The sequence below is a fragment of the Streptomyces sp. NPDC058671 genome, assembly GCF_042716475.1.
Lineage (GTDB): Bacteria > Actinomycetota > Actinomycetes > Streptomycetales > Streptomycetaceae > Streptomyces.
The window spans coordinates 135,347-145,340 of record NZ_JBHXSA010000020.1; the positions used below are offsets into that span (position 1 = coordinate 135,347).

A 9,994-nucleotide genomic window follows, 5' to 3' on the forward strand; every position below is an offset into this window, starting at 1 on the left:
AGGGGCGGGGTGCACCGGCTCCCCCGTCGCGGCGGGGAGGCCGGTGCCGTTCCTCCGGGGTACGGCCTCAGACCGCGTCCGCCAGGAGCAGCGAGTGGATGCGGTCCGGGGCGCCGGGGCGGGCGTAGTACCAGCCCTGGGCCGTGTCGCAGCCGAGGTCGCGGAGCTGACGGGCCTGCGCCCCGGTCTCCACGCCCTCCACGGTCACGGCGAGTTCCAGGCTGTGCGCCAGGGAGACGATCCCCTCGACGATCTTGATGTCGACCGGGTCCACCGGGTGCTGCTGCATGCCCCGGGTGAAGGAGCGGTCGAGCTTGAGGACGCTCACGGGCAGGCGGCGCAGGTTGGCCAGGTTCGAGTAGCCGGTGCCGAAGTCGTCGAGGGCGATGTCCACGCCCATCTCCGCGAGCTGCCGCAGCGGCTTCAGCAGGTCCTCGTCGGCGCCGATGAGCGCCGATTCGGTCACTTCGAGGCAGAGCGCGCCGGGATCGAGCCCCGAGCGCTCCAGGACGTCGACGGTGTCGGCGACCAGGCGCGGGTGGTGCAGCTGGGTCGGGGAGAGGTTGACGTTGATCCGCAGGGGGCCGCCGTCGGCGTGCCGGGTCTGCCAGAAGCGGGCCTGCCGGACGGCCTCCTGGAGCACCCAGCGGCCGAGCGGCACGATGAGGCCGGTGTCCTCGGCGAGCGGGATGAAGCGGTCGGGGCCGAGCACCCCGTGCTGCGGGTGGCACCAGCGTACGAGCGCTTCGGCGCCGTGCACGCTGCCGTCGCCGAGGTGGACGAGCGGCTGGTACTCGATGAAGAACTCGCCGCGCTCCAGGGCGGTCGGCAGGGCGGTGGTGAGGCCGTGCCGGGTGATGGCGCGGGCGTCCGCCTCCGGGTCGGCGCGTTCGAAGCGGTTGCCGCCGGCCGACTTGGCCCGGTACATCGTGATGTCGGCGCTTCGCAGCACCTCGGCGGGGGTGCGCTCGCCGGCCGGGCCCTCGACGACGCCGAGGCTGCCGCGGACGGTCAGCTCCCGGCCGTCGATGCGGAGGGGGGTGGAGAGGGCCGTGAGGATGCGGTCGGCGAGTTCGGTGGTGTCCCGTTCGCCGACGGCGCCGGTGGTGAGGGCGACGAACTCGTCTCCGCCGAGCCGGGCCACCATCTCGCCGGCACCGGTGACGCAGCTCTGGAGCCGGTCGGCGACCTCGACGAGGAGGCGGTCGCCGGTGGAGTGGCCGAGGCTGTCGTTGATGACCTTGAAGCCGTCGAGGTCCAGGTAGCAGAGGCCGAACCGGCCGTTCTCACCGGGCGCCAGGGCCTTCTCCAGGCGCTCGAAGAACAGGGTCCTGTTGGGGAGCCCCGTGAGCGCGTCGTGGGTGGCCTCGTACCGCAGGCGCAGGTGGAGCAGGCGCCGTTCGGTGGTGTCCTCCATGAGGGCCAGCTGGTACTGGGGGTTGCCCTCGGCGTCCCGGAGGAGGGAGACGGTGAGGTTGGTCCACAGAACCGTTCCGTCACCTCGGTAGTACGGCTTCTCGACCCGGTAGTGCTCCCGGTCGCCGCGGACCAGCTCCTCGTACAGCTTCCAGACGTGCGGACCGTCCTCGGGGTGGACCCACTCGCTGACGTTCCGGCTGCGGACCTGGCCCTCCATCCCGCCGAACATGCGGGTGAGGGTCTCGTTGACCTCCAGGACGTTGCCGTCGAGGTCGGCGATGCCGATCCCTATGGCCGCCCCGTCGAAGACCGCGCGGAAGCGGCTCTCGGTGGCGTGGAGGGCGATCTCGGCGGCGCTGCGGGCGGTGAGCGCGGAGCGGGCGATGGCCTCCTGCTCGGCGCGGGTCCGCTCGCGCAGGGCTCCCGCGTAGCCGGTGGCCATGGCGTGCTGGAGCCGGGAGCAGCGGGCTCGCAGTTCCTCGGCCGGGAGGTCGGAGTCGGCACCGCAGTAGAGCACCAGGTACGAGTCGACGACGCCGAGGCTGCGTCCGAGGGCGTCCGGATCGGTGCAGTGGGCGGCGACGAGGGCGGCACCGGCGCCCTGGGCCGGGACCGTGTCGAAGGGCCGGGCGTGCAGCGCGTCGCACAGGGTGCGGGCCAGCGGCAGCAGATGCCCCTCGAACTCGGCGCGGGTCAGGGAGGTGGCGGTCACCGGGAAGATCGCGCGGCTCCAGATGGTGACGAACCGCCTGAGTCTGTCCTCCGGGCCGTCGGCTTCGGCGACGGCGCCTGACGGCTGCGACGGGACCTTCACGCCTTGCGCCCCACCCCTGCGAATCCGGAGAAGGCGTAGGGGTCCTCCTCCTCGACCGGGCTGTCCGGTCGCCAGAGGGGCATCGGGACGAGGCCGGGCTCGATCAGCTCGGTGCCCTCGAAGAAGCGGGTGATCTCGTCGCGCGACCGCATCACCAGGGGGTTGCGGATGTTCCGGTAGACCCCGACGGTGCCGCCGGCCTCTTCCTCGGAGAGCGGGATACCCTCGAACGAGGCGTGGGTGAGGACGACGAGGCTGCCGGGCGCGAGGGCGCCGAGCAGTTCGGTGACGGCCTCGTACGGCCGGTCCTCGTCCTCCAGGAAGTGGAGGACGGCGACGAGGAGCAGCGCCACCGGCCGGTCCAGGTCGAGGAGTCGGGTCACCTCGGGGCTGTACAGGACGTCGGCCGGCTTGCGCAGGTCGGCGGCGACGACCGCGGCGCCCTCGTCGTCCCCCAGGACGGCGCGGCTGTGGGCCACGGCGACCGGGTCGTGGTCGACGTAGACGACGCGCGCGGTGGGGTCGGCCGCCCGGGCGACCTCGTGGACGTTGCCGAAGGTGGGTATGCCGGATCCGATGTCGAGGAACTGGGTGACGTCGTTGTCAACGGCGTGGCGGACGGCACGCCGCATGAAGGCGCGGTTCGCCTGCATGATCTTGGGCAGGCCAGGCATGAACTCCATGGCCTTGCGCGCCGCTTCCCGGTCCACTTCGAAATTGTGCGAGCCGCCCAGATAGAAGTCGTACATACGGGACACGCTCGGCACCGAAATGTCGATACCCGGCGGAGCCCAGGCGGGACGCTCCATCAATGTCTCCAACAAGTCGCCATGGGGGATGCGGCCATGTGTTCGCGGCCGGTGTTCGAGGTGAGGCTACTGATCGACCGCCAGGAGAGCGAGTGGAAACGGAAATTCGCGATCCGTTCTTGGTCACACGCCATTGACACGTGCTCCCGGAGCGAAGAGTTCGCGCCTTCGTACCGTGCATGTTCACGTGCATCCGCGTGTGCGTCGGCCCTCCGAGCGGCGGTGATCCCCTTCGCCGGGCGCTCGGGCCCCGCCCGTACCTCGGCCGTTGTCGCCGTCGGGGCCGAACGCCGGTGCGGGATGCACCGTTCATCATCCCCGACGGCAGGGCGACAACCGGACAGATATCGCTCCGGGGTCCGGAACACCCGAAGTCGGCCGACTCTCCGAATCCCGCCGCGCACCCTCGACGCGGGTATCGCGCCGCTCCCGAATCCGTTTCGGCGAAACGTCACGGGTGTCTCCGAAGATCCCCACCATCCGGCGAATCCCGGCGCGTTCCGCCCCGGTGCGCCGCGTCTGTGATCAAGCTCGACGGCGTGCCTCTGTACGGATCACTCCTCGCGCGGCCGCTGGCGGCCCTGGCACTCGTGTGGTTGCTCGCCACGCCCGTGCCCGCCGCCGCCGATGCCTGCGCCTACGCCACCACCGGCCCCGGCGGGTCGAACACCCCGGTGGCCGTCGTCGGGCCGGGCGCCTGTTCGCCCGGGCCCACCCCGCCGGCACCGCCGCCGCCGTCGCCCTCACCGCGGCCCACCACGCCCGCGCCCCGGCCGACACCCGAGCCGCCGCCCCCTCCGGCCCCGGTGCCGCCCCCGCCTCCCGTACGGACGACGACGCCGCCGTCTCCCCCGGCCACCGCCCCGGCGCCACGCCCCGGGCAGGCGTCCCCCGTCCCGCCCGCGACGGAGGAGCCGGAGCGCGTACCGGCGCCCGCCTCACCGCCCGCGCCCGCTCCCGCCCCCGCGCCCGCACCCTCGTCCCCGCTCACCGTGCGGCCGCGGCCGCCGGCCGCGGGGTCCGTCGCGCTCCCCCACTACCGCCGCACGTCACGGCCGCAGCCGAAGGGCAACACGTCCGTCGTCACCATGACGCTGGTGATCATCGCCCCCGCGGTCCTCGCGACCGCCATCCTGCGCCCCCGCTCCCGCTGATCTCCGCCGGAGGAATCCATGTCTGAATGGCTTGTTCTCACTCTTGCGATGGCCGCCGCGTGCGCCGTCGTGCTCACGATCGTCGTCATCAACCACCGTCGGCTCCCCGAGGACGACGATCCCAGCGAGACCCCCGACGTCATCGAGTACATGACGATGATGATCGGCGTGATCTACGCGATCGTCCTCGGCCTGGCCATCGCGGGCGTCTGGGAGGCACGGGGGGCCGCCCAGGAGACGGTGCGCCAGGAGGCGCAGGCGATGCACGAGATCTCCGCCCGCGTACAGGTGTATCCGGAGGACGTCCGGGCCCGCATCCGGGCCGATGTCGACGCGTACGTCAGCTACGTGGTCAACGACGAGTGGGCGTACATGGCCGAGGAGGGCGCGCTGAGCGAGGAGGGCACCGCGCTTCTGGAGCGGGTCCGGCGGAGCGTCACCGACTACCAGCCGGCCACCGACTTCGAGGGGCAGGCCTACCAGCCGCTGGTCGATCAGGTGGCGGTGGCCGACGACGCCCGGGGGGCCCGGGGGCAGAGCGCGGGGGCGACCATGCCGGGGGTGGTGTGGTTCGGCCTGATCATCGGAGCCCTGGTGACGGTCGGCCTGATCTTCACGCTGCAGATCCGCAGGACCGGCCGGGAGGTGCTGCTCGCCGGACTCTTCAGTGTGCTGATCGCCTTCCTGCTGTTCCTCATCTGGGACTTCGACGCGCCGTTCGGCCGGGGCATCTCGGCCACCGCCTCGCCGTTCACCGATCTGTTCCCGCAGGTCACACGCTGAGACAAGGGGTCCCAGTGGGCCGCACGGGGGACATACGTGCCCCATTCGCACGTCTGGGATCGCGCTTGTGATAGTGCGCTCCTAGCGTTTCGCACATCGAGGTGCACGCAAGGTCTTCGGCGGAAACCCCCTTCCGCGGCTGCCCCTCGGGACCCGGAGGATTCACCATGCGCGCGATACGTGCCGCGTCCACTGCCTTGCTGGGGGCGGCCGCCCTCGCCCTGGCCGTCCCCACCGCAATCGCCGCCGACGGCGCCCCCGCGAGCGACCCACGGGCCGTGCGGGCCAAGGCGCCGGGCGACTTCGTCGTGTCGCCCTCGCTCGTCGCCCCGGGCGGCCGGGTGACGCTGAGCGCGCCCGGCTGCGCCAGCACGGCGACGGCCTCGGCCGGCATCTTCGACACCGTGACCATCGCGCCGAACGCGGCGGCGACCGCGGTGGTGGACTGGGACGCCCGACGCGGCGCCGTGTACACGGTGGCGTTCAACTGCACCGGCGGACTGCGGGACACCGTCGATCTGACGATCAGCGGTATCCCCACCGCCACTCCGACGATCGCCTCCACCGTGCTCACTCCCCCTCGCGGGGTGCAGGGCGGCGTGGGCGGCTCGGTGGGCGGGCTCGAACCCGTCGAGGTGGCCACCGGTGCGGCGCTCGTCCTGGCCGCGACCGCCGGTGGCGTCTACGTGTTCCGTCGCCGCGCCGCCGCCCGTCGCCACTGAGCGGGTGCCGTGGACCGGACCGGAGCGGTGACCGGCGTCCCCGGACGCCCGTCGCCCCCGGGTCCCTGGCGGGACTCGGGGGCGACGGGCGTGGCGGGCCGACCGGGAGGTTCGGCCGGTCAGACGCCCGCGCCGGTCATACGGCGGCGGCGGGCGATGAACAGTCCGCCGCCGAGCGCGGCGGCGGCGACGAGGCTGCCGCCGACGGCCATCTCGGTGGAGCTGGGCGCCAGCGAACCGCCGATGCCGCCCGCCGCGCCGCGGCCCGCGAGGACGCGGAACGGGTGCGTGACCACGCGGGAGTTGTCGCTGCACTTGACGGCGAGGTTGTAGCTGCCGGGGGTGGCGTTGTTGTGGACGCGGGCGATGGCGCTGGACAGCCCGTTGGAGTTCACCGACAGGTTGGTCGTGGGGAAGGCGTTGGACGTGACGGTGCCACCGTGGCCGCAGCCCTTGGCGGTGATCGTGATCGTCGACCCCGCGTGGACGTCGTAGGGGTTGACCTGGACATTGCTCGGCCCGTTGGTGGCGACGGCGAGGGGGGCCCCGAGCCCGACCGCAGCGATTGCGGTGGCGGTCACCGCCAGAGTGCGTGCAGCACGCATGGTTGAACCTCCAGTGGAAGACGCCCCAAAGCGGTGCTCCGGGAGTTTCGACGAGTACGCCTTCCATGACGAACCATCACAAGTTGTGGCGAACCGTGCACTTCGGCACTGGTCCACCCCGGTGAGGCGACACGCCCGGAATTGGGCCCGTGGAGGCGATAGAACCGCAGGTCAGGGCTGACCGGGGTGCTTATCTGACGATTACTCGGATGGGTCAGCCCCGTGTCACCCGACTGTCGCCCGCCGCCCCACCGACCACCACCCGTGGCAGGCTCCGTGACGCCCGCTTCCGGCGGCGCCCGGGCGACCGGGTTCCGGCCGCTCCGGCAACCCGTCCGGCGGCGCCCGGGCGACCGGGTTCCGGCCGCTCCGGCAACCCGTCCGGCGGCGCCGCCCACCCGTTCGCACCGTCCGGGGCGACGGCCCGGCCGGCCGCCCTTACCGTTTCGACGACGCCACGAAGGGAGAACCATGCCCCCGAAGGACTTCCGCGTCCCCGAACGCAGGAGACGCCAACCCTGGGGCGTCCTGGCCCTCGCCATGCTGTCCGGGATCGCGATGATGCGCAACGGAGTGGACGTCGCGCTCGGGCCCCCGCAGCCCGCCGCCGCGGCCCGTCCGGTGGCGCGCCCCGTCGTCCCGCCGCCGCCCGGGGCGAGCCAGGGTGTGGAGCCGCTGACCTTCGCGCCCGCCTCCCGGATCAGGATCCCCGCGATCCGGGTGGCGGCTCCGATCATGGACGTGGGCCTGGAGCCGAACGGCTGGGTCGCGGCCCCTCCGCCCGAGGACGCGAACCTCGCCGGCTGGTACCAGAACGGCATCTCCCCCGGCCAGCGGGGCACCGCGGTTGTCGTCGGCCACGTGGACAACGCGCAGGGGCCCGCGGTCTTCTACGGCCTGGGCTCGCTGGAGAAGGGGCAGCACATCGAGGTCGAGCGGTACGACGGCCGGGTGGCGGTCTTCGAGATCTACGGGGTCGAGGTGTACTCGAAGGACGACTTCCCGGGCGTGCAGGTCTACTCCGACACCGGCGAGCCCGAACTGCGGGTCATCACCTGCGGCGGCGGGTACACACGCGCGCGTGGCTACGACGGGAACGTCGTGGTGTACGCCCGCATGGTCGGCTCCCGCTAGTCGGAACACGGGGAAGGGCCCCGGCACCCGAGGGTGCCGGGGCCCTTCCCCGTGCCGTGCGGGTCAGCGCCGGGGCACGGTGATGTGGTAGCCGGCGTCGAGCAGTTCGGGCAGATAGCGGCGGAGCGCGGCCACGCTCTGGGCCCGGTCGCCGCCGGCGTCGTGGGAGAGCACGACCGCGCCGGGGGCGGCGCCGTCGAGGACCCGGCGGACGATGGTGTCGGTGCCGGGTTCCTTCCAGTCCAGGGTGTCGACGGTCCAGGCGAGCGGCTCCATGCCGAGTTCGGCGCCGATCTCGAAGGAGTGCCGGTTCCATGCCCCGTAGGGCGCGCGGTACCAGAGCGGGGCCGTGCCGAGGGTCCGCTCGACGACCTCGCTCGTCGAGCCGAGCTCGTCGCGGATGCGGGAGGGCCGCAGCTTGGGGATGAGGGGGTGGGACCAGGAGTGGTTGCCGATGACGTGCCCGTCGTCGGCCATCTCCCGCAGCAGGTCCTGGTTCTCGACGGCCATCTCGCCGCAGACGAAGAACATCGCCCGGCAGTCGTACCGGCGCAGGGTCTTGAGGATGCCGGGGGTGTAGCGGGGGTCGGGACCGTCGTCGAAAGTCAGCACCATCGAGCGGCCCGCGCCGGACACGCTGAGGAAGGGACGCTGCCGCACCGGCGGCACCGCGCGCCGGAGGGACGGGGGCGCGTAGGCGGTCATCGGCTGGAGCCGGTACGCGCTGGGGCGCAGCCGGGCGGCCTGGAGCTGCGGGCCCGCGGCGGGGCCCGCTCCGGCGCCTCCTCGCCCCGCCCGCCCCCCGGGCGGGGCGGGGGGCGCGCCACGAGTGGTGCTCGCGGGCGCGGCGAGCCGGTCCACCGCGAGGACCCCGACGGTGGCGGTGGCCCCGAGGGCGGCGGCGAGCCGCAGCACCGCACGCCGCCCGTTGGTCATCTGATCCTTTTTCATGACCAATGGTTCATACGGATGAGGGTCCGCGTGGCTGATCGACACCGGCCGCCCGTCCGAAAACACCCGATGAGCCGATAGCCCCGACGGGTGGTCGTCAGGGGACCGGGGCTACCTGCCCATCACCAGGCCGTCCTGCCCGGCGCCGCGGCTCAGCACCACCTGCCGGATCGTGTCGCGGATGCCGGTGCGGTGCGGGTCGGAGGCGTCGGCGGCGCCGAGGTTGACCACCCGGCCGCGCCCGGTGTCGAACCACTGCGGGACGAACTCGGCCTTGGTCACCTCCCAGCGCCCGCCGGTGGTCCGGGGCGGGGTGAAGGTGAAGCGGCCGATGCTGCCCTGGTTGCCCCGGGGGTCGTAGGCGCCCTGGTGGTTGATCATGTCCCCGGCGATCTGGTCGCCCATCCCGTAGACGACCCAGGTGCCGTTGACCTTCTCGTACGCCTGCGGGACGTGGGCGTGGGTGCCGATGATCAGGTCGATGTCGGGGCGGCCGCCGGACTGCGAGGCGGTGAGGGCGCGGCCGAGGGAGAGCTGCCGCTCGTCGGGTTCGGTCTGCCACTCGGTGCCCCAGTGGACGCTCACCACGACGATGTCGGCGCCGGCCGCGCGGGCGGCGCGGGCGTCCGCGATCACCTTCCGCTCGTCCAGCAGGTTGACGGCCCAGGGCTGCCCCTCGGGCAGGGGGTGACCGTTGGTGTCGTAGGTGTAGGCGAGCTGGGCGACGGTGGCGCCGCCCGCCTTCAGCAGGGTGGGCCGGGCAGCCTCCTCGGCGGTACGGGCCGACCCGGCGTGCCGGACGCCCGCCTTGTCGAGGGCGTCGAGGGTGCGGCCGAGGCCCGCCGCGCCGTCGTCGAGGGTGTGGTTGGAGGCGGTGGAGCAGGAGTCGTACCCGGTGGCCCTGAGCGCGGCGGCGACCTCGGGCGGCGACTTGAAGGCGGGGTAGCCGGTGTAGGGCCCGCCCTCCTTCCCGTAGACGGTCTCCATGTGGCAGATGGCCAGATCCGCCGTGGAGACGACGGACTTCGCCCCGGAGAGCATGGGTGCGAAGTCGTAGCCGTCGCCGCCCGCGTCCTGGGCGGCGCGGCGGATGATCGAGGCGTGCGGGAGGACGTCACCGGAGGCGACGAGGGTGAATCCGGCGGGTGCGGAGGCCCCGCCGGGTGCGGCGGACGGGACGGCGGGCCGCACGTTCCCCGGCCGTCCCGCCGTCGCGTCGGGAGTGGGGGCGCCGCCGGTCGGGCCGCTCCCCCCGGTGCAGCCGGTCGCCACCGCGAGCAGGGCGGCGGCGAGCGCCACCCCCGCGGGCCTGGTGCGTGAGGTCATGACGGCACTCCACCCAATTCGTGTGATGAACATCTGTTCTGACGAATTGATCTCGCGAGAAAGCCTCAGTCAAGGGTCAAGGCCGCATCAGGGCAGGAACCCCGCTGAAACGGACGCAACGCCTCCGGTCGACCGCCGTCCGACCGTTCGCCGTACCATTCGCCGCTCGGTGCGACCGTTCGTCGCACACCGGTGTCCGTTCCCTGTCCCTCGCTGCCCGGATGCGTTCGTATACGCCCCTGACGACGAGCCGCGGGAGAGGCGGGCAGCATGACGA

Annotated in this window: 9 protein-coding genes; 4 read left to right on the forward strand and 5 right to left on the reverse strand. The window is 72.9% G+C overall.

Annotated features, from left to right (window positions below):
- Positions 1–67: 67 nt before the first annotated feature.
- Both ACFWV2_RS24395 and ACFWV2_RS24400 read right to left on the reverse strand, forming a co-directional pair.
- Entirely contained in the window at positions 68–2,233 is a 2,166-nt protein-coding gene (locus ACFWV2_RS24395) for an EAL domain-containing protein (RefSeq protein ID WP_360790110.1), read from the reverse strand.
- Positions 2,230–3,042: an SAM-dependent methyltransferase gene (locus tag ACFWV2_RS24400; protein WP_384407636.1), complete on the reverse strand. Its 813-nt coding sequence runs from the start codon at positions 3,040–3,042 to the stop codon at positions 2,230–2,232. The genes ACFWV2_RS24395 and ACFWV2_RS24400 overlap by 4 nt, the downstream gene beginning before the upstream one ends.
- Before the next feature lie 539 nt (positions 3,043–3,581).
- On the opposite strand from ACFWV2_RS24400, the gene ACFWV2_RS24405 reads away from it, so the two are divergent.
- The 3 genes from ACFWV2_RS24405 to ACFWV2_RS24415 all read left to right on the forward strand — a co-directional run bounded on the left by ACFWV2_RS24405 (position 3,582) and on the right by ACFWV2_RS24415 (position 5,701).
- A complete protein-coding gene (locus ACFWV2_RS24405) occupies positions 3,582–4,196 on the forward strand; it encodes a hypothetical protein (protein WP_384407638.1) in 615 nt (204 codons plus the stop codon).
- Positions 4,197–4,214: 18 nt separating this feature from the next.
- A complete protein-coding gene (locus ACFWV2_RS24410; protein ID WP_384407640.1) occupies positions 4,215–4,979 on the forward strand; it encodes a hypothetical protein in 765 nt (254 codons plus the stop codon).
- A 167-nt stretch (positions 4,980–5,146) separates the two neighbouring features.
- Complete coding sequence (locus tag ACFWV2_RS24415; RefSeq protein WP_384407642.1) at positions 5,147–5,701, forward strand: hypothetical protein; 555 nt, start codon at positions 5,147–5,149, stop codon at positions 5,699–5,701.
- Positions 5,702–5,820: 119 nt separating this feature from the next.
- Here ACFWV2_RS24415 and ACFWV2_RS24420 read toward each other — a convergent pair whose 3' ends face one another.
- Entirely contained in the window at positions 5,821–6,306 is a 486-nt protein-coding gene (locus tag ACFWV2_RS24420; protein WP_360790096.1) for a hypothetical protein, read from the reverse strand.
- A 471-nt stretch (positions 6,307–6,777) separates the two neighbouring features.
- On the opposite strand from ACFWV2_RS24420, the gene ACFWV2_RS24425 reads away from it, so the two are divergent.
- Entirely contained in the window at positions 6,778–7,440 is a 663-nt protein-coding gene (locus ACFWV2_RS24425) for a class F sortase (RefSeq protein ID WP_384407644.1), read from the forward strand.
- Between the two features lie 63 nt (positions 7,441–7,503).
- Here the strand turns inward: ACFWV2_RS24425 and ACFWV2_RS24430 are convergent, their stop codons facing one another.
- Both ACFWV2_RS24430 and ACFWV2_RS24435 read right to left on the reverse strand, forming a co-directional pair.
- Positions 7,504–8,391 carry a polysaccharide deacetylase family protein gene (locus ACFWV2_RS24430; protein WP_384407646.1) on the reverse strand — a complete coding sequence of 296 codons (888 nt, stop codon included), beginning with the start codon at positions 8,389–8,391 and terminating at the stop codon, positions 7,504–7,506.
- A 111-nt stretch (positions 8,392–8,502) separates the two neighbouring features.
- Entirely contained in the window at positions 8,503–9,717 is a 1,215-nt protein-coding gene (locus ACFWV2_RS24435; RefSeq protein ID WP_384407648.1) for a CapA family protein, read from the reverse strand.
- Positions 9,718–9,994 lie beyond the last annotated feature (277 nt).